General features: G+C 68.4%; 19 protein-coding genes. 3 read left to right on the top strand and 16 right to left on the bottom strand.

Features of this window, described 5'->3' with window-relative positions; genetic code table 11:
* Window positions 1–58 precede the first annotated feature (58 nt).
* Window positions 59–2,650, top strand: a complete 2,592-nt coding sequence (locus ABD989_RS13280; RefSeq protein ID WP_345313843.1) for a hypothetical protein — start codon at window positions 59–61, stop codon at window positions 2,648–2,650.
* Between the two features lie 90 nt (window positions 2,651–2,740).
* Here the strand turns inward: ABD989_RS13280 and ABD989_RS13285 are convergent, their stop codons facing one another.
* The 9 genes from ABD989_RS13285 to ppsA all read right to left on the bottom strand — a co-directional run bounded on the left by ABD989_RS13285 (window position 2,741) and on the right by ppsA (window position 12,687).
* Entirely contained in the window at window positions 2,741–4,432 is a 1,692-nt protein-coding gene (locus ABD989_RS13285; RefSeq protein WP_345313844.1) for a purine-cytosine permease family protein, read from the bottom strand.
* A 117-nt stretch (window positions 4,433–4,549) separates the two neighbouring features.
* On the bottom strand, window positions 4,550–5,611 hold the full coding sequence (locus tag ABD989_RS13290) for a HoxN/HupN/NixA family nickel/cobalt transporter (RefSeq protein ID WP_345313845.1): 1,062 nt from the start codon (window positions 5,609–5,611) through the stop codon (window positions 4,550–4,552).
* Entirely contained in the window at window positions 5,608–6,384 is a 777-nt protein-coding gene (locus tag ABD989_RS13295) for an urease accessory protein UreD (RefSeq protein ID WP_345313846.1), read from the bottom strand. The genes ABD989_RS13290 and ABD989_RS13295 overlap by 4 nt, the downstream gene beginning before the upstream one ends.
* The gene (gene ureG / locus ABD989_RS13300) at window positions 6,381–7,079 is read right to left on the bottom strand and encodes an urease accessory protein UreG (protein WP_425556535.1); all 699 of its coding nucleotides are present in this window, start codon (window positions 7,077–7,079) and stop codon (window positions 6,381–6,383) included. The genes ABD989_RS13295 and ureG overlap by 4 nt, the downstream gene beginning before the upstream one ends.
* Window positions 7,080–7,119: 40 nt before the next feature.
* Window positions 7,120–7,788 (bottom strand): urease accessory UreF family protein, encoded by a 669-nt coding sequence (locus ABD989_RS13305; RefSeq protein WP_345313848.1) that lies wholly within the window; start codon window positions 7,786–7,788, stop codon window positions 7,120–7,122.
* Complete coding sequence (locus tag ABD989_RS13310) at window positions 7,788–9,497, bottom strand: urease subunit alpha (protein ID WP_345313849.1); 1,710 nt, start codon at window positions 9,495–9,497, stop codon at window positions 7,788–7,790. Before ABD989_RS13310 ends, ABD989_RS13305 begins: the two co-directional genes overlap by 1 nt.
* Window positions 9,498–9,839: an urease subunit beta gene (ureB, locus tag ABD989_RS13315; protein ID WP_345313850.1), complete on the bottom strand. Its 342-nt coding sequence runs from the start codon at window positions 9,837–9,839 to the stop codon at window positions 9,498–9,500. It lies immediately after the preceding gene.
* A 10-nt stretch (window positions 9,840–9,849) separates the two neighbouring features.
* The gene (locus tag ABD989_RS13320) at window positions 9,850–10,152 is read right to left on the bottom strand and encodes an urease subunit gamma (RefSeq protein WP_345313851.1); all 303 of its coding nucleotides are present in this window, start codon (window positions 10,150–10,152) and stop codon (window positions 9,850–9,852) included.
* Window positions 10,153–10,368: 216 nt separating this feature from the next.
* Window positions 10,369–12,687, bottom strand: coding sequence for a phosphoenolpyruvate synthase (gene ppsA / locus ABD989_RS13325; protein WP_345313852.1), 2,319 nt, complete (start codon window positions 12,685–12,687; stop codon window positions 10,369–10,371).
* 123 nt (window positions 12,688–12,810) lie between these two features.
* On the opposite strand from ppsA, the gene ABD989_RS13330 reads away from it, so the two are divergent.
* Window positions 12,811–13,044 (top strand): DUF5652 family protein, encoded by a 234-nt coding sequence (locus ABD989_RS13330; RefSeq protein WP_345313853.1) that lies wholly within the window; start codon window positions 12,811–12,813, stop codon window positions 13,042–13,044.
* Window positions 13,045–13,337: 293 nt separating this feature from the next.
* Window positions 13,338–14,717 carry an HNH endonuclease signature motif containing protein gene (locus ABD989_RS13335; RefSeq protein WP_345313854.1) on the top strand — a complete coding sequence of 460 codons (1,380 nt, stop codon included), beginning with the start codon at window positions 13,338–13,340 and terminating at the stop codon, window positions 14,715–14,717.
* Between the two features lie 230 nt (window positions 14,718–14,947).
* Here the strand turns inward: ABD989_RS13335 and nadE are convergent, their stop codons facing one another.
* The 7 genes from nadE to ABD989_RS13370 form a co-directional block, all read right to left on the bottom strand.
* A complete protein-coding gene (gene nadE, locus ABD989_RS13340) occupies window positions 14,948–16,198 on the bottom strand; it encodes an NAD(+) synthase (protein ID WP_345313855.1) in 1,251 nt (416 codons plus the stop codon).
* A 38-nt stretch (window positions 16,199–16,236) separates the two neighbouring features.
* Window positions 16,237–16,419 carry a hypothetical protein gene (locus ABD989_RS13345; RefSeq protein ID WP_345313856.1) on the bottom strand — a complete coding sequence of 61 codons (183 nt, stop codon included), beginning with the start codon at window positions 16,417–16,419 and terminating at the stop codon, window positions 16,237–16,239.
* Window positions 16,420–16,609: 190 nt separating this feature from the next.
* Window positions 16,610–16,795, bottom strand: coding sequence for a type Z 30S ribosomal protein S14 (locus ABD989_RS13350; protein ID WP_345313857.1), 186 nt, complete (start codon window positions 16,793–16,795; stop codon window positions 16,610–16,612).
* A gap of 1 nt (window position 16,796) precedes the next feature.
* The gene (rplE, locus tag ABD989_RS13355; RefSeq protein ID WP_246991903.1) at window positions 16,797–17,375 is read right to left on the bottom strand and encodes a 50S ribosomal protein L5; all 579 of its coding nucleotides are present in this window, start codon (window positions 17,373–17,375) and stop codon (window positions 16,797–16,799) included.
* A gap of 1 nt (window position 17,376) precedes the next feature.
* On the bottom strand, window positions 17,377–17,694 hold the full coding sequence (gene rplX / locus ABD989_RS13360; RefSeq protein WP_246991913.1) for a 50S ribosomal protein L24: 318 nt from the start codon (window positions 17,692–17,694) through the stop codon (window positions 17,377–17,379).
* A gap of 3 nt (window positions 17,695–17,697) precedes the next feature.
* A complete protein-coding gene (gene rplN, locus ABD989_RS13365) occupies window positions 17,698–18,066 on the bottom strand; it encodes a 50S ribosomal protein L14 (protein WP_246991914.1) in 369 nt (122 codons plus the stop codon).
* A 231-nt stretch (window positions 18,067–18,297) separates the two neighbouring features.
* A complete protein-coding gene (locus ABD989_RS13370) occupies window positions 18,298–18,576 on the bottom strand; it encodes a response regulator transcription factor (RefSeq protein ID WP_246996764.1) in 279 nt (92 codons plus the stop codon).
* Window positions 18,577–18,700 lie beyond the last annotated feature (124 nt).

Here is an 18,700-nt window from a genome sequence, read left to right on the forward strand (position 1 = left end):
TCGCCTCCGTTCGCGCTTCCTCGGGTAGATCATCGAGGTAGCGCGAACGGAGGTTGCCATGTCCGACGATGCCGTCCCGACGCCCACGGCCTCCACCGGTCGCGGACTACCGCGGATCCTCGAGATCCGCACGCACGGGGTCAGTGGCACGCCGCCCGAGCAGATCCTGGCCCGCCCCGACGCCCCTGCAAATCGCAAGATGATTCGTCGCTTACCGGATTCCACGGACACCGACCGCGGCTTCGCGAGCGTAGTCGACTCACACGGCGATCCGGTCGCCGAGCCGGGCAATCCGCACCATCACGTGTGGGCGTATTCCTGGGGCGGCATGACCTCCGGCGGTGGGAAGAAGGCGCTGTGGGCGCTCCTCATTCCGTTCGCCCTGATCAACATGGCCTACGCCATGCTCCCCGATCAGAGCGACGCGATGGCGGCCCGATTCTCGCGGGCAGCCATGCACCTGCTCGGTCTGGCCCTGACGGTGCTGTTCACCGTCCAAGTCTCGGTGCTGGCCTTCGACGTGGTGGCCTACCAATGTCTCGAAAGGAGCGAAGGCTCCGCGTGCCTGTCCAATGTTCCGGGGCGCAGCCTGCTCGCCGGTGAGGAGTTCCGACTGTCTGTCGCCGCAACTGTTCTTCTCGTCGCGCTGCTGGTATTGATCGCGACGATCACCCGATTCACCAGGGTCGACGAGGAGGGGCTCACCCAAGCGGCGGTCGGACAGGGCCTGGACGCAGCTGCAGCGGGCGGTGCCGCGGCACCGCCGCACCCGCCGACCACTCTGGAGTCAGAGGACTTCCATGACGGCAGCCCGGTCGCTGCGGGACTGCGCGCCGTCCACGGCATCGCCGCACCCACCGCGCTGGTCCTCGTCATGACGCTGGTGCACACCGGCGGCTCACTCGGATTCTGGTGGCTGATTCCGTTCGGCATGCTGATCGCGCTGGTGGCTACGGTGACCTGGGTCGATCTGTACGATCCGGCCGCAGTCAGAACCGCGATGGAACAGCCGAGGTGGCGGGCACTCGTTCGTACGCTGGGCTGGACCTTCAGTCTCACCGCCTACATCGCGGCCGCAGTCGTGGCCTTCGTCTATCTGCCGGATCGGCTCGCGGAGGTTCAGAACATCGCGTCGATGCGCGCGACGTCCGAGCTGGTCTGGATCACCGTGGCGACCTACGCGGGCCTGTGCCTCGTGCTCGTGATCGCCGTCGCCTTCGCGATCCGGAACAAGTCCGACTCCTGGTCGACCTTCCCGGACAGCTACCGCCCCTGGATGCGCGGCTACGCGGCCGCGGTGATCGCCGCGCTCGGCATCGCCCTGGGCGCGGGCTTCGGCGCCGGCCTGGCGCACACCTTCGCAGCGATCGGCATCCGCGTGCTGGGCGACCGCACGTCCGAGGGCCTGACACTGCCTGTCACCTACGACGCGCTCAGCGTGATGTGGGGCCTGACCACAGTCATCCTCCTCATCGCCGTGGTAGTTCTCCTCGTCGGATATCTGCTCGTTCGGCTCGGTTGGCGAGCACGGGTCGCCTTCGCGTGGCAACGGGCCCTGTCGGGCCTGGGCCCGGCCACCCCCGCGCCGCGGTCAGTGCGACGTGCCTGGCTGCTTGCCGCCCACCACGAGCGGCTGCCGACCTTCCTCGCCGCGTTCTTGGTGGCGGTGGTCGTCTCCGCCTGCGCTGCCGGTGTGTTCGCGATGACGACCAGCGATGCCGACCACATCGTCGGCTCTCTGAAGCTGGTCGGCACCGGTGTCCTCCTCGCGTTCGTGGTGGTGCTCGGGATCGTCATCTATCTCTCGTTCGGCACATGGGACCTCGGCCGCACGTTCGGCCGCAAGTTCGGCGCGCTCTGGGACGTCGCGTCCTTCTGGCCGCGCGAGGGGCACCCGGTGGTTCCGCAGTCGTACGCGACCGTCGTCATCCACGACATCGTGACCCGGGTCGAGCGCGAACGAGATGCCGACCCGACGCGGAAGATCGTCCTCGGCGGGCACAGTCAGGGGTCGCTCATCATGTACGCGGTGGTCCTGCGCCTGCTGAGCCGCGAAACTGCGCACGCGAAGCACGCCTCCGTCGCGCCCGCAGCCGACGTGGAAGTCGGCGACACACCGCACTTCACGGAGCCGGATCGGTGGAAGAATCTCAGTCTGCTGACCTACGGTTCTCAACTGCGCTGGATCTACGCGCGCGCCTTCCCCGCGCATCTCAACTTCCACTCCCACTTTCACCTCGCCGAAGCTATCGGGTGGCGCTGGATCAACCTGATCCGCACCACCGACCCGGTCGGTGGCAGCGTCCTGTCCTGGGACGTACGACTGCGCGGACGAGCCGAGAATCCGCCGGGAACCGAGGACTGCTTCCAAGGCACAATCATCGCCGTGACGCCACCGGGCAGGGATCCTTGGAAAACGCAGACCGCCCCGATCACGAATGAGAATCCATCTCGGATCCGCTTCCTCGAAACGGGCAACGAGCGCTGGCTGCCTGACCCGCCGCCGGTCGTCGAGTACACCTTCCCCCGCGGCCACAGCAACTACGTGCGCGATCCCGCGTGGCCCCGGTTCGTCCAAGAACTCGTCGACCCGGCCGTCGCCCCCGTCCCCGCCCCAAGCCCTGTCCCGGAAGCAGACGGAGCGGACTGACCTGTCCCCCCCCCCCCCCCCCCGCCGACGACAAGGGCGCCGCCACCCGCCGAAGCAGGTGCTGGCGCCCTTGTCGTCGGCGGGCTGGTCCTACCTGATCGGAGGATCGGCGGGCAGGATGTGTTCGCCGGTGCGGTCACAGGCCAGCGCGAGCGAAGAGATGTACTGCTTCTCCCCGTCCGGTCCGGGCACCGCCGAGGCGAGCATGTCGGGGCGCTCGAACTCGGTCTGCGTCACGCAGCACCACAGCTTCGCGTCGCTGGGATTGCCGTCGTCGTCGAACATCGGCAGATCGATGCCGTCGTCGCTGCGACGCAGGTAGTACCGGCCCTGGGTGACGATCGCGAGGATCGGCGGCAGGACGAGGGCCAGAACCGCCGCGAACAACGGGGAGAACGGTGCGACATCGGCGCCGAAGACCCCGAAGAAGACCATGATCGACACGCCCGCGGCGACGATCACCGACACGAAGCCGACCGGATTGACCGCGTACAGCATGCCGCGGCGGAACTCCGGGTGCATCGGGCTGAGCTTCAGCAGGTACTTGTTCACCACGATGTCGGTGGCCACCACGACGATCCACGCGATACCGCAGTTGGCGTAGAAGTTCAGCAGCTCGGACAGGAAGCTGAACATGTTCGCTTCCATCAGCACCAGCGCGATCACCAGGTTCACCACCACAAACACCAGTCGACCGGGGTAGCGGCCGGTGACCCGGGTGAACGAGTTGGTCCACGCCAACGAGCCGGAGTAGGCGTTGGTGACGTTGATCTTGATCTGCGAGATGACCACCAGGATCACCGCGAGCGTCATCGCCAGCCAGGCCGGCATGAACTCCTCGTAGATCATCACGAACTGGTGCACCGGCTCATTGGCGACGCCGACGCTGTCGGCGACGTGCCCGATCAGGTAGACGGCCAGGAACAGACCGGCGATCTGCTTGAGCGCGCCGAACAGGACCCAACCCGGGCCGGCGATCAGCACGGCGGTCCACCACTTGCGCTTGTTCTCTTCGGTGCGCGGCGGCATGAAACGCAGGTAGTCGATCTGTTCGGCGATCTGCGCGATGAGGGCGAGACAGACGCCGGCGCACAGCATGATCCCGGCCCAGCTGACGCCCTTGCCGAGCGGCTGACCGTCCGAATCCATGCCGGAGAAGCTGAGGAAGTCACTGACCGAACCCGGGTGCGCGGCAACGAGGTAGATGAACGGGCCGACCATCATCACCAGCCACAGCGGCGTGGTCCACACCTGCAGCTTGGCCAGGGCCTTCATCCCGTAGATCACCAGCGGCAGCACGATCAGGGTGGACACCAGATACCCGATCGGCAGCGGAATCCCGAGTCCCAGTTTGAGGCCCTGCGCCATGATCGAGCCCTCGAGGGCGAAGAAGATGAAGGTGAACGACGCGAAGATCAGGTTCGTCAGCACCGAGCCGTAGTATCCGAAACCGCTGCCGCGCGTAATGAGGTCGAGGTCGATGTTGTAGCGCGCGGCGTACACCGCGAGGGGAATGCCGGTGATCACCACGACCACCGAGAACAAGAGAATGCCCCAGAGTGCGTTGCCGGTGCCGTTGGCGATGCCGATGTTCGCACCGATCGAGAAGTCGGCGAGATAGGCGATTCCGCCGAGGGCCGACGTGGCGACCACACCGGCGCTCCAGCGACGATAGCTGCGCGGAGCGAACCGCAGCGTGTAGTCCTCCAGCGTTTCTTTCAGCGCTTCCCGTTCGACGGGATCTGACGATCCGCGCCGGGTGCTCTCCAACTGTTCGGTCATTCTCGGCCCTCCAGTTCCGCCGCGGCCGGTTGCCGCGTTCGGAACCAAAGCTACGAATGCGAAGTCACCGCCCCACGGCGGAAATGTTTCCGGGGTACTACGGCGGCGCCGGGCAGGTTAACTGCGGCGTCGAACCGGACGCGGCACGCTGCGGCCGCCAAGGGCGACGGTCGCCGCGAATGCGCTCCACAGCCCGATCAGTACGACGGTCAGCCAGATACCGAGCGTCTCGAGGTCGGCCGATCCCACCGCGCCGACCACCCCGCCCCATCCGAACGACTCGGCGCCGACCCCGGCGAACTGCACCACGGCGACAGCGATCGCGACGAGCGCCGAGACGCCGGTCATCACCACCGCGTACGGGATCATGCGTGCCCGCGGCGCGCCGGGGCCCGCATGATCGACGGCCGGATCGTAGGCGTAGGCGCGGCGCATCACAGCGCCCTGTGCCGTGTCGAGCAGGCTCATGCCCGCCGCGAACAGGATCGGCAGCGTCATCCCCGCCCACCACGGCACCTGGCCGAGGGTGGCCGCACCGGCCATCGCCAGCAGCCCGATCTCGGTGGCGGTGTCGAAACCGAGCCCGAAGGCGAAGCCGACGCCGTACATGCGCGACGGGCGATCGATCACGGTCTCGAACCGGCGGACCAGCCACCACATCGGACCGCCGTGACCGCCGGCGGATCCGGCGCCGCGTCGTGCTCGACGCACCGACCAGATGTTCACCGCCGCGATCAGGAGCAGGAAGAATCCCGACACCGTCGGTCCCCACACCGAGCTGAAGGCGTGCATGCCCGAGTCGTCGGAGATCGCGTGCGCAGCAGCACCGATGCCGGCGGCGAGCCCAGCGCAGAGCAGCATCACCACCGACGAATGCCCCAGCGAGAACCAGAGGCCGACGGTCGCCGACGGCCGTCGACGATCGACGAACCGCCGGGTGGTGTTGTCGATGGCCGCGATGTGGTCGGCATCGAAGGCATGCCGCATGCCCAGCGCGAAGGCACCGAGCCCGACGGCCACGGCCGTCGCCCCGCCGTGGCCGTACTGCACACCGGAGGGCACCACGACCAGGAACAGCAGTCCCCAGCCCACCACGTTCAGCGCGGTGATCACCGCGACAGCCACCGGCCAACCGGACATCCGGCTCGCGGAACTCAGATCTGTCGTCGTCGTACTCATGTCGCCGTTCCGTTCGGTGAGAGGAGTTCGGTGCGCCACTGCGTCCACAATCTCCCCAGTTCGCTGGTGTGCAGGTGATCGCCGAGGTGCCGCGCCAGGGCGCCGGGCCCCTCGAGCGCCAGGTACCCGGGCAGAGCCGGATCCTCGACCGGTGGATCGGGACGTCGCCCGACCAGCAGCAGGGAGTCCAGGACCCGGGCGTCGCCGAGGATCCCCGGCACCGGTCGGCGACCGGCGAAGTCGGTGTCCTCGGCGAGAAGCGGCTCGTCGGCGTAGTCGACGGTCGAGGTCACCCGAGCCCGACCGCCGCGTTCCCCGGACCGCCCCAGGACGGTGGTCTCCCGGAGCAACGCGGTGGCCCCGGCAGCAGCCGTCAACCGCAGTCGGCGGGTCAGATCGGCGCCCTCGGCGACCACCACTTCCCGGCCCATCCACGCGAGTCGGGCACCCGCGGCGAGGGTCACGTCCACGTCCCAGAACGACGGCGGCACGCGCCGCATCGACTCGGTGTCCGGATCGCCGTAGGCCACCGTGCCGCCCACTTCGACGATCTCCACGGTGCACGCCGCACCGATCGCGATGCGCACGTCGAGCCGGTCTCCCGGCAGCAGCAGCGCGCCGCCGGCGACCAATGCGATACTCGCGCTGGTCGCCGTCCGCCCGAGCAGCCGGGGCACCAGGACGGCGCCGGCGCCGGCGGACATCGTCACGCGCGCTCGGTCGGGGGCGCACTCCACCTCGACGACGGTGGGCTGCTCCGGGGTCGAGCTCAATGCGTGTGTGCGGCGTCGTGCTGGTGCGTGTGCGTGTGACCGCCCTCGGCATCCGCGTGGAAGTGCGGTGCCATCGGACCCGGATCGATCGGCGTGTGCCGACCCGCACGGTGGGCGTCGATCAGGCCGAGGACCCAGGCGCGCAGCGCCGCGACCGACGCCGGATCGTTCCGCGACAGCGCCAGCACCGGGCCCTCCTCGCGGGCCGCCTCGGCGTCGGCCACCATCTGCGGCACATCGACGCCGACGTACGGCGCCAAGTCGGTCTTGTTCACCACCAGCAGGTCCGCGCGGGCGATCCCCGGACCGCCCTTGCGCGCCACGTCGCCGCCCCCGGCCACATCGAGGACGAAGATCTGCGCGTCGATGAGCGCCGGTGAGAAGGTGGCGGTGAGGTTGTCGCCGCCGGATTCGATCAGCACCAGGTCGAGCGGCGCGAAGTCGCGTTCGAGGTCTTCGACGGCGATCAGATTGGCGGTCACATCGTCGCGGATGGCCGTGTGCGGGCAGGCGCCGGTCTCCACGGCGCGGATGCGCTCGGCGTCGAGCACGCCCGCGGCTTTGAGCAGCCGCGCGTCCTCGTCGGTGTAGATGTCGTTGGTGATCACGCCGATCTGGACGTCGTCGGCGAGTTCCCGACAGACCGTCGCGATCAACGACGACTTGCCGGTCCCCACCGGGCCGGCGACGCCCAATCGAAGGGCTCGAGTATCACGGCCGCCATCAGCGTTGTGGTCAAGCACGGAACAACCTCCTGGTCGATGCGGCGTGGGCCTGTGCCCACCCCTCGGTCTGCGGGGCCCCGTTCGCGGGGATGTCGGCGGGATCGGTGAGTGCGGCCACCGCCGCGACATGCGGTTCTCCGGCCGCGCACGCCTCGAGCACCCAGCCGCTCACGTCGGCCGGATCACGCGGATCCAGCTTGAGCAGGGCGGCGGCCGCGGCCGCCGCCTCGTCGTAGATCACCAGGCGCACCAGAGCTGTCGGGTCCAGCTCCAGTTCCACCGCGAGCGCCCCGAGGACCACTCCGCGCGAGGGCCGATCGATCCGCCCGACCGCGGTCAGGGCCGCCGACCGGGGCCACAGTCGGCGACCGAGTCGCAGGTAGCCGCGGGCCTGCTCCCGCGAAGTCTCGCGCAGCGCCGCCGCGGGGGTACGGGCCGCCCAGGCCCGTTCGACGGCCGCGAGCGCAGCGGGCACACGGCTGTCCCGCGCCGCGACCACGCGACGTGCCACCACGGCCGTACCCGCTTCGACCAGCGACGTGGTCGTCGCTCGGCCGATCATCAGCTCCCGGACCCGCTCGGGCGACAGTCCCCCGCGCAACGCCGGTTCGACGCCGGCCGAGAAGGCGTGCCCGCCGGTGGGCAGCCGCGCATCGGCGAGGAGCATGGCGGCGTACATCAGAACATCGAGTACAGCTGGGCCAGCGGAAGGCGTTGAGCGGGAGCGGGCGTCACCAACTGCCCGTCGACGGCGATCTCGAAGGTGTCCGGCGCGATGTCGATCCGCGGCAGCGCGTCGTTCACCTTCATGTCGGCCTTGCCGATGTGTCGCGTCGGCCGCAACGGTGCGAGACGACGGCGCAGGCCGAGGCGTTCGGCGAGCCCGTCGTCGAGCGCCGCCGGCGAGACGAACGACAGCGAGATGTCGGCACCGATCGCGGCACCGAACGCGGGACGCTGCAGCACCGGCTGCGGAGTGGGAATGGACGCGTTCGGATCACCGAGCGCGGCCCAGGCGAGCACTCCCCCCTTGATCACCACGGACGGGCGGACGCCGAAGAACGCGGGATCCCACAGCGTCAGGTCGGCCAGCTTCCCCACCTCCACCGAACCGACCTCGTGGTCGATGCCGTGCGCGACGGCCGGATTGATCGTGTACTTGGCGACGTAGCGGCGCGCGCGCAGGTTGTCGGCGACCTCGCCGCCGGGCTCATCGAGCCGTCCCCGTCGCGCCTTCATCACGTGGGCGACCTGCCAGGTGCGGGTGATCACCTCCCCGATCCGCCCCATCGCCTGCGCGTCCGACGAGGTGATCGACAGCGCGCCGAGATCGTGCAGCAGGTCTTCGGCGGCGATCGTGGTCGCCCGGATCCGCGACTCGGCGAAGGCGAGGTCTTCGGGCACCGCCGGGTTCAGGTGGTGGCAGACCATCAGCATGTCGAGGTGCTCGGCCACGGTGTTGACCGTGTGCGGCAGCGTCGGATTGGTGGAGCCCGGGATGATGTGCGGCAGCGCGGCGATCGCCAGGATGTCCGGCGCGTGCCCGCCGCCCGCGCCTTCCACGTGGAAGGCGTGGATGGACCGGCCGTCGATCGCCGCCACCGTCGACTCGACGAAGCCCGCCTCGTTGAGCGAGTCCGAGTGCAGCGCCACCTGCAGGCCCCAGTCGTCCGCGGCGGCCAGTGCCGCGTCGATCGCGGCCGGGGTGGAGCCCCAGTCCTCGTGCACCTTATACCCGGCGGCGCCGCCGAGAGCCTGCTCGGCGAGGCCCTCCGCCGACACGGTGTTGCCCTTGCCGAGCAGCAGTACGTTGAGCGGCACATCGTCGAGGGCCCGGTGCATGTTCCGCAGATTCCACGCGCCGGGGGTCACCGTCGTCGCCTTGGACCCCTCCGACGGCCCGGTGCCGCCGCCGACGATCGTGGTGATGCCGGTCGCCAACGCCTCGTGGCACTGCGACGGCGAGAGGAGGTGCACGTGCGAGTCGATCGCGCCGGCGGTGAGGATCTTGCCCTCGCCGGAGATCACGTCGGTCGACGGTCCGATCACCAGCGTCGGGTCCACGCCGTCGGCGATGTCCGGATTCCCGGCGCGGCCGATCCCGACGATCCGACCGTCGCGCAGGCCGACATCGGCGCGCTCGATTCCCCACCAGTCGAGGATCACGACGTTGGTGATCACGGTGTCCGGGGCGCCGTCGGCCCGCGTCGCCGTCGACTGCGCCATGGACTCCCGGATCGACTTGCCGCCGCCGAATACTGCCTCTTCGCCGCCGACGGTGCGGTCGCGCTCGATCTCGATCCACAGGTCGGTGTCGCCGAGACGCACCTGGTCGCCGGCGGTCGGACCGTACAGGGCGGCGTACCGCTCCCGATCGATGTGCACCATTTATCGCGTTCCGCCGTCGACGACGGCACGCTGCAGGCCCGGTACCCGCCGTCGTCCGCGCAGCGTCACCGCATCCACCCGTCGCGAGGCGCCGGGTTCGAACCGCTCCGAGGTGCCCGACGGAATGTCGAGACGGAATCCCTGCGCGGCGGCCCGGTCGAAGTCCAGCGCCGCGTTGGCGGCGGGCAGGTGCAGATGCGAACCGATCTGCACCGGCCGATCGCCGGTGTTCTCGACGACGAGGCTGAGTCGTTCGTCGGCCTCGCGGTCGGCGTTGAGTTCGATGCGGCCGGGGCGCACGCGGATCGCACCGGGCCGGTCCGGGGAGTGACTCGCTGACATGCCGCTGCTCCTAATCGATCGGGTGGTGCAGGGTGACGAGCTTGCGGCCGTCCGGGAACGTCGCCTCCACCTGAACGTCGTCGATCAGCTCGGCGACGCCGGGCATCACCTCGTCGCGGCGGAGGACGGTGCGGCCGCGGGCCATCAGATCGGTCACCGACGCACCCTCACGTGCTCGCTCGATGACCCACGTCGTCAACAGCGCGACGGACTCCGGATGGTTCAGCAGCACTCCGCGCTCACGTCGATCGCGTGCCACCATCCCGGCCACTGCCAACAGCAGCTTCTCGGTGTCGCCCGGTGTCAGGTGCATGCTCGCCTCTCCGCTCGGTGTGGGTCCCCATGCTTGCACGCTGACACCGCGTCGAATGCGCATCGCCACCCCGGGAACCGGCGTCGTCGCAGGTCGGAGCGTTCCGCGCAACATGATCTTCACAAAAGAGAAACGACGGCGATACGCCCGACGCCGGCAGCGGGCCGGGACAGCGCGCGCCGATGACCGGAGGCTCCGCCGGCCTCGACGAACTCGTCAGACCCGTCGCCGGGCCGCCTCCAGAATGACCGCCCGCTCGGCCACCGCCACGTTGTGGCGCGTGGCCGCGGCTGCGTCCGGGGTCACCGACATCGACGTGATCCCCTGTCGCACGAGATGTTCGGCGAGTTCCGGATACAGCGACACCGCCTGCCCGCACAGCGAGGTGGTGAGCCCGGCCGCCGAGGCCCGCGCAATGATCTGGTCGATCGCATCGAGCACTGCCGGGTCGCGGGTGTCGAAGAGGTCCTTGCAGACCTCGGAGTCGCGGTCGACGCCGAGGATCAGCTGCGTCAGGTCGTTGCTGCCGATGGAGACACCGTCGATGCCGAGCGCGGCGTACTCCGGCAACCAATAGACCACCGAGGGCACCTCCGCCATGATCCACCGCTTGAGTCCGGTGTCCCGGCCCAGCGGATGCGCGTCGAGCAGCGAAAGGCATTCCGCCAGTTCCCATTTGGTTCGCACAAACGGAATCATCAGGTGCACGTTGGTATGCCGCGCGCGCACCGCGGCGATCACGTCGAGGTCGAGGCGGAACAGCTCCGGCTCACGGACATACCGGTAGCACCCCCGGTAGCCGATCATCGGGTTGTCCTCGTCCGGTTCCACGTCGCCGCCGTCGAGCGCGGCGAACTCGTTGGAGCGCAAGTCGATGGCCCGATAGACCACGGGGCGATCACCGAACGCGGCCGCGATCGTCGACACCCCGGCCGCCATCTTCTCCACATACTCCGCGCGCCGTCCCTCCGCGAGCAGCTTGGCCGGGTGCAACCCGTCGAGCGCCTCGGTGATCATGAACTCGGCCCGCAACAGACCCACACCGTCGACGTCCATGGCCGCCACCTCCTCCGCGGTATCCGGGGTCGCCAGATTGACGTAGACGCGGGTGGCCGTGACTTCCCGCGTCGGCGCGGCGGCCACCGGTTCAGCGGACGGCAGCGGCCGTACCTCGCCGGGCGCCGGGGCACCCGCCGAGATCGTGCCCGCGCTGCCGTCCACCGTGACGAGGGCACCCTCGACGAGGGTGCCGGTGGCTCCACGCGCCCCGACCACCACCGGTTTGCCGAGTTCGCGTCCGACGATCGCCGCGTGGCAGGTGATTCCGCCGCCATCGGTCACGATCGCCGACGCACGCCGCAGCACCGGCAGCCAGTCGGGTCGGGTCATCGGGGCGACCAGGACGTCGCCGTCGTTCAGACTGCCCGCGTCGGCGACCTCACGCATGATCCGCACGCGTCCGCTCGCCACGCCGGGACTGGCACCCAGGCCGCTGACCAGCAGCTCGCCCGCACCGCTGGGACCGGAGTCCGCGCCGGCGCCGCCCTGCGCCAGCGTCGTGATCGGCCGTGACTGCACGATGTACAGGTCCGGGTCGCTGCCGTTCGCGGATGGGCAGAAGGAGAACTCCATGTCCTGCGGCACGCCGTAGTGCTTCTCGGCGTCCACACCGAGCGCGGCCACTGCCAACACCTGGCGATCGGTGAGCACGCGCCGTCCGCGGTCGGACTCGGGGATCTGTTCGGGCACCTCGTCGGCGCTCTCGCCGGCGACGAGCTGGAACGCCTGCGCCCCGACGTGTGCGCTGAGCACCGCGCGCGGCTCCGTCTTGCTCACCATGTACGTGTCCGGCTCCACCTGACCGCCGACCACCACTTCGCCGAGGCCGCGGGCCGCCTCGATCATGATGCGGTCGGGATCTCCGGTGAGCGGGTCGACGGTGAACATCACGCCCGCACTCACCGAATCGACCATCAGTTGCACCACTACCGCGACCGACGGCTCCTCCTCGACGTTCTGCACCTTGCGGTAGGTCAGGGCGCGCGCCGACCACAGCGACATCCAGCACCGCACGATCGCCTCGAGCAGCTGAGCGGGGCCCGCGACGTCGGTGAAGCTGTCGTGGATCCCGGCGAAGGATGTGTCCGCCGCATCCTCGGCCGGCGCCGACGAGCGCACAGCGACGCGTCGATCATCGCCCAGCCTCCGATAGGCCTCGGTGATCGAACCGGCGATCGCGTCCGGGATCGCCGCCTTCGACACTCGCGTCCGCACGTCCTCGGCGAAGGCGAGCAGTTCCTGTTCGGTCACTCCGGTCGGGGGCAGCGCCCGCGCAGCGAGTTCGGCGCGCAGGCCCGCCGCGTCCATCGCCGCCAGGTACGCCTCTTTGGTGACGACGAAGCCGCCCGGCACCGGAAATCCGCCACCGATCAGTTCCCCCAGATTGGCGCCCTTGCCGCCGACCGACGGCGCATCGTTCAGCGTGAGACCAGCCAACGGTCGGACCCATTCCTGTGTCTCCGCCTCACCCGCCATTGTGTGGCCCCTCACATTTTTCGATCGTGTGCCTTCCACGATACGAAGCGCTGCCGACACCGGCATGAGCCATTGGTCCCGGGATTCCCGGGATCGGGTCGCCCCGCCGGTACGGTGACAGCCATGGCTAAGAAGAAGTGGAGTGACCTGTCCCGCGGACAGAAGGGCACCGCCATCGCGGTCAGCGCCGTCGACGCAGGTCTGCGCGTGTGGGCCGGGCAGGATCTGGCTTCCCGGTCCGCAGCCGAGGTGAACGGCCCCAAGTGGGCGTGGGCCACCGGGCTGTCGCTGGTGAACTCGATGGGCATCCTGCCGGTGATCTACCTACTCCGCGGCCGCAAGACGCCGCAGGCTTGAGCCGACCCGGGCGATCGTAGATCGCCGCATCGCTTCTCGACCCCGTCCTCTTCTGGGAGACGGGGTCGAATCTTTCCCTCAACCTTGATATCTGCGCAGGTAGAAGGCTCGCGAAGATCTTTCGAAAAAAGTTTCGACGAACTGTTGTGCTAACGCAATATGAGGCGAAACTTGGAGTTAGACGATGCGGATACCTCTGCCCGTCTACCGAATCGAGTGGCTGCCTGACCGACCGTCCGGGCAGCTCGACCGGTTCGACCGCTGTACCCGTACTCCTGACCGGAGGTGTCCTGGTGGACGCAGCAGGCCTGACCGAACTCGCCGACTTCCTGGTCGACGATGTCACCGACAACGACGACACCGTCGACAATCTCGCACACTTCCTGGCGCGCGTTCGGGCGGTCGACGACGACCGCGAACTCCTCGCCGTGACCGCAGCCCTACTGCGGCTGCGCAACGTGGTCGACTACTCGATCGCGGCCGCGTGTGCGGCCATCGAACGCAGCGGTCTGCCTGCCCGCAAGCATGTGCGGTCCGGCGCGGCGATTGTGACCGAACTCGGCGCCGCGCCGGCGGTGGCGCACCGTGCGGTCCGCATCGGGTGGGCGATCGCTGATGAGGGCCTACGCGCGGTCACCCGCGGGATCCGCGACGGTGCGGTGTCGGCGGAGAAGGGCGACGCCGTCGTGACCGGTATCGGCCATGTAGAAGGTCGCGTCGTCGACCTCTCCGAAGCGGACCGCGCCCGGGTCGTGCATTCACTGATGGTGCAGACCACGCCCGCTCGCGTGAAGGAGAAGGCCCGCGCGTGGGCGATCAAGCTCGCGCCGGTCGAGACCCCGGACGGTCAGGTGCCGGTCGCCGAGCGTGACGATCTGAACGAGATGACGATGGACTGGACCGACGATGGACGCGTGGCCGTGACCATCGATTTGGACACCGTGGCGGCCGAGGAGCTGTTCGCGGCGCTCGATCCGTTGACCCGTCCCGTACCGGAGCCGGACGGCTCGAACGACAAGCGCTCCGCCAAGCGGCGGCGTGCCGACGCGATGACCCAGGTGGTGCGGACCTACCTCGCCCACTCCGAACGCCCAGAGTCCGGCGGCGTGCTGCCGCATGTCACCCTGTCAGTGCCGGCGGCAGTGGTGATGAACGGGCAGGTACTCGACTCCGGTGCGGGACAGACCATCTCGATTCCGTTCGCCAACAGCGACACCGCCGTGCCGTGGCTCGGGTTCGGCGGGCCGATCTCCGCGCGGACCGCGGAACTGATCATGTGCGAGGCGTCGGTGGCGATCGCGCTACTCGACGACAACGGCGCACCGCTCAACGTCGGCCGCGAGAAGCGGCTGTTCACTCCGGCCATCCGCAAGGCGCTCGTGCTCCGTGATCGCGGCTGCGCGTTCCCCGGCTGCGGGCTACCGCCATCCTGGTGCGACGGCCACCACGTGGAGCACTGGGAGCACGGCGGGCAGACCTGCCTGGACAACGGTGTACTGCTGTGCCGACGCCACCACATGCTGATCCATCAGAGCGGGTGGGAGGTGTTCATCGGGCACGACCGGCATCCGTGGTTCGTGCCGCCGGCCGACCCGGAGCATCCGAAGCGCTTCCGGGAACCGATTCCGTCCAACGCCCGACGCACGCTGACGTTGTTGCCCGGCGCAGCCTAGCGCCACACCAGCGACGCCTGTTTCACGAACTGAAGTCCCAACAGCCCCAAAGCGGCTATCCACCAACAACTCTCGCCTCGCGCGAGATCTAGAACATTCCTGAATGCAGTGTCGGGAGAAGGTTCCCGGCGCGATGTGTTGTTTGAGAATTCCATACGGCCCCCCGGTGGGGGCACCGCACAATGGCCTCCGTCTCCCCCGACAGGAAGGCGGAGACCATTGTGCGCGGGTCAGTGGGCCGACACTTCGTCGACGGCGACCGGCAGGTCGGGCACCAGGCGCAGGTACTCCGTCGTCTTCCGCTTCTGGTCGATGTCGCGGTAGACGCGTCGCACCTGATCCTCGTCCAGGTCGGTGGCCGCGGCCACCTGCTCGATCGGCACATCGTTGTTGAGCCCGTAGAGGCACAGGTCCATCCGTTGGTGCGGGAGGGAGAAGTAGAATTCCTCCTGGGACTGCGGGATCGAGTAGGTGTCGGTGGTCGACGGTCGTTCCCGGATCTCCTTCGGGACCCCGAGGTACTCGGCCAGTTGGTAGACATGCCCCTTGTAGAGATGCGCGATCGGCTTGACGTCGGCGGAACCGTCGCCGAGCTTCACGAAGAACCCCTGGTCGTACTCGAGCCGGTTCGGGGTGCCGGTGGTGACGTAGTTCAGCCGATCGGCGTGGTAGTACTCCAGCATCTTGCGCACCCGCTGCTTGAAGTTGGTCGCGGCCACGGTGCCCAGGTAGGCCTCGGTGGTGAGGCGGTGGGTGCTCTGCACGCCGTCGGGATCCTCGATGACCACCGAGTACAGCCGGAAGCTGTCGGAGTCGACGACGCTGGGCAGGATGATCTTCGACTTGTACCCGGGACCGTAGTCGGGGACCACCAAGCGGATCGCGTCATCGCGGCGCCGGTAGCAGCCGGCCGCCTCCAGGATCGGCGACAGCTCTTCGAGCGCCGAGTCGATGCCGAGCGAGTCCGAGATCAGCCTGCTGTAGTCGATGGTGTCGGTCGACGATTCCTTCTCCGGCATGTGCAGCCCGAACACGCGGTCGGGGCCGAGCGCGTACAGGCACAGGGCTGCGGTGACGCTCGAGTCGATGCCGTCCATGAACTCCGCGGGCCCCAGCAGGGTCTCGTTGTCGCGGCGCCAGCGCATCAGCGCCTCGAACCCGGTGATCTGCTGGTCGGCGATCCGCATGATCGGCTGATAGACGGGGATCACGTCAGCGGCGGAGCCGCGGGCCAGCGCCACCGCCAGCTGATAGTCCCGACGGATCTCGCTCATCCGGGCGTTACCGTGGATCGCGATGCGTCGCGAGCGCTGGATCGCCTCGGCGAGGGCCCCGTCGGCGCAGTCGATCAGCGTCTGCTGGGTCGCGTCGCGGTCGACTTCCCGCACGGTCCACGCGTCGGCGATGCCCAGGGCCGGATCGAGATAGCACTCGACCCCGGCGACGTCGACAAGGAAGACTCCCGGCTCGTCGGCGACCACCGCGTACAGCGCCTCGAGCGCGCCCGTGTCGGCCGCGATCAGCCATCCGAGATCGGAGCGCCGGTGGTCTGCACCGCCTGCGGCAACCCGCCGACGAGCTGCGTGATGAACGACTGGCCCGCTTCGGCCACGATGGTGCGTCCGAGAACGGCAGAGAGTCGGTGCGTCGGATCGATGTCGACGGCGACCACGAAACGTGCGGAGTCAGCTTTCAGCGCCATTCGTCCCCCACGCCTCCGCTGCCACATACGTGCATGTGCAGCGGATCCCCGGCTCCGCGGTACATCAGGCGAGCATACTCCCATCCCCCGGCCGCGCGGGCCAACCGCGCACACGACGTCGGCCCCGTCTCCCTTGTTGGGAGACGGGGCCGACGATCAAGCCGTCACGGCGCGGGACGCCGCGTGGTTCTTACCAGCTCGACTTCTGCACGCCCGGCAGTTCGCCGGCGTGCGCCATGTCGCGCAGGCAGATTCGGCACAGGCCGAACTTGCGGTAGACCGAGTGCGGGCGACCGCACTTGTTGCAGCGCGTGTACGCACGCACCGCGAACTTCGGCTTCTTGGCGGCCTTGATCCGCAGAGCCTTCTTTGCCATGTCAGTTGTCCTTCGCGTTCGAGTCCTTGAACGGGAAGCCCAGGGCGCGCAGCAGCGCGCGGCCTTCCTCGTCGTTGGTGGCCGAGGTGACGACGGTGATGTCCATGCCGCGGGGGCGGTCGATCGAATCGATATCGATCTCGTGGAACATCGACTGCTCATTCAGGCCGAAGGTGTAGTTACCGTTGCCGTCGAACTGAGCGTCGCTCAGGCCGCGGAAGTCACGGATACGCGGAAGCGCGATCGACACCAGGCGATCCAGGAACTCCCACATGCGGTCACCGCGGAGGGTGGACCGGGCGCCGATCGGCATGCCTTCGCGCAGCTTGAACTGCGCGATGGACTTGCGTGCACGACGGATCTCGGGCTGCTGACCGGTGATCAGCGCCAGGTCGGCCACCGCACCGTTGATCAGCTTGGCGTCGCGAGCGGCGTCACCGACACCCATGTTCACGACGACCTTGACGACACCCGGGATCTGCATCACGTTGTCGTAGTTGAACTCTTCGTTCAGCTTGCCCTTGATCTCCTCGCGGTAGCGAGTCTTCAGGCGGGGCTGAGTCTTCTCAGAGGTGGTCATATCAGAGGTCCTTCCCGGTCTTGCGCGAGATACGGACGTTCTTGCCGGTCTCTTCGTCCACCCGGTAGCCGACGCGGGTCGGGTTGCCGTCGGAGTCCACGACCATCACGTTCGAGACGTGGATCGGGGCTTCCTGGGTCACGATGCCGCCGGACTCGGCGCCACGCTCGTTGGCCGAGGCAGCCGTGTGCTTCTTGATGCGATTGACACCCTCGACGAGGACGCGCTCGCGCTTCGGGTAGGCCTCGATGACCTTGCCCTTGGCGCCCTTGTCCTTGCCCGAGATGACGATCACGGTGTCACCCTTGTGAATCTTCATGGGTCAGATCACCTCCGGTGCCAGCGACACGATCTTCATGAACTTCTTGTCACGCAGCTCGCGGCTCACCGGTCCGAAGATGCGGGTGCCGCGGGGCTCGGTCTCGTTCTTGAGGATGACGGCGGCGTTCTCGTCGAAACGGATGTACGAGCCGTCCGGGCGACGACGCTCCTTGACGGTGCGCACGATGACCGCCTTGACGATCTCGCCCTTCTTCATGTTGCCGCCGGGCACTGCGTCCTTGACGGTGGCGACGATGACGTCGCCGACGCCGGCGTAGCGACGCGAGGATCCGCCGAGCACGCGGATGCAAAGGATTTCCTTCGCACCGGTGTTGTCGGCGACCCGCACGCGCGATTCCTGCTGAATCACTGCTGGTCTCCTTGACCTGGTCTGGATGTGTGCCGGATTGCCGACCCGACACACTCGGTCCGCTGCCACCGAAACACGCGCCTGCCTGGCACTTTCCAGCAGAGCTGGACGGTACCAGTGGGTTCGCGCGCCGATTCGCGGTGCAAGCACCGCAGGCAACCGCTCTAGTGTAGGGGTTCGCGCAGGCCAGCAGCAAATTCGTGGTGCCGGCCCGTCACCCCCGTCGGCGTGTCACCAACGATCGAGGTCGGTGTAACCGTCCTGCAGCGCCCGGGCGAGCAGGTGCGCCTTGGTGGGCGCGGCCCGTCCGGCGGCGTCGTACTTGGCCCGAATCCGCGAGATGTGCGTGCTCACCGTCGACGCCGAGATGTACAGGCTCGCCGCCGCTTCTTCCTTGGACTCCGCCAGCAGCCAGGCGATCAAGACCTCGATCTCCCGTTCGGAGAGAACCGGTCGGTTCGCCAGCGACCCCAGAATCCTGCGTTCCGCGTAATCGAAGTCCGCGTTCACCGCAGCCAAAGTCACAATCGTTCCCCTTCGCAAAACTCCCGACCGATACGGATCATCCCCCGCCGTCTCAGCCTAGGGAGCGCGCGATATGCCGGGTAGACCCAGAACTGGGGACACCCATCCA

The sequence above is a fragment of the Gordonia alkaliphila genome (genome assembly GCF_039542465.1).
Classification (GTDB): Bacteria; Actinomycetota; Actinomycetes; order Mycobacteriales; family Mycobacteriaceae; genus Gordonia; species Gordonia alkaliphila.

Bases quoted from the DNA above. Each gene is read 5' to 3' on its own strand.
- ABD989_RS13310 (WP_345313849.1), bottom strand. From the start codon at position 9,497: ATGGTGCACATCGATCGGGAGCGGTACGCCGCCCTGTACGGTCCGACC.
- ABD989_RS13320 (WP_345313851.1), bottom strand. From the start codon at position 10,152: ATGCACCTGACACCGGGCGACACCGAGAAGCTGCTGTTGGCAGTGGCC.
- ABD989_RS13290 (WP_345313845.1), bottom strand. From the start codon at position 5,611: ATGAGTACGACGACGACAGATCTGAGTTCCGCGAGCCGGATGTCCGGT.
- ABD989_RS13305 (WP_345313848.1), bottom strand. From the start codon at position 7,788: ATGTACGCCGCCATGCTCCTCGCCGATGCGCGGCTGCCCACCGGCGGG.
- ABD989_RS13345 (WP_345313856.1), bottom strand. From the start codon at position 16,419: ATGGCGCTGAAAGCTGACTCCGCACGTTTCGTGGTCGCCGTCGACATC.
- ppsA (WP_345313852.1), bottom strand. From the start codon at position 12,687: ATGGCGGGTGAGGCGGAGACACAGGAATGGGTCCGACCGTTGGCTGGT.
- ureB (WP_345313850.1), bottom strand. From the start codon at position 9,839: ATGTCAGCGAGTCACTCCCCGGACCGGCCCGGTGCGATCCGCGTGCGC.
- ABD989_RS13285 (WP_345313844.1), bottom strand. From the start codon at position 4,432: ATGACCGAACAGTTGGAGAGCACCCGGCGCGGATCGTCAGATCCCGTC.
- ABD989_RS13350 (WP_345313857.1), bottom strand. From the start codon at position 16,795: ATGGCAAAGAAGGCTCTGCGGATCAAGGCCGCCAAGAAGCCGAAGTTC.
- ABD989_RS13280 (WP_345313843.1), top strand. From the start codon at position 59: ATGTCCGACGATGCCGTCCCGACGCCCACGGCCTCCACCGGTCGCGGA.
- ABD989_RS13330 (WP_345313853.1), top strand. From the start codon at position 12,811: ATGGCTAAGAAGAAGTGGAGTGACCTGTCCCGCGGACAGAAGGGCACC.
- rplX (WP_246991913.1), bottom strand. From the start codon at position 17,694: ATGAAGATTCACAAGGGTGACACCGTGATCGTCATCTCGGGCAAGGAC.
- rplE (WP_246991903.1), bottom strand. From the start codon at position 17,375: ATGACCACCTCTGAGAAGACTCAGCCCCGCCTGAAGACTCGCTACCGC.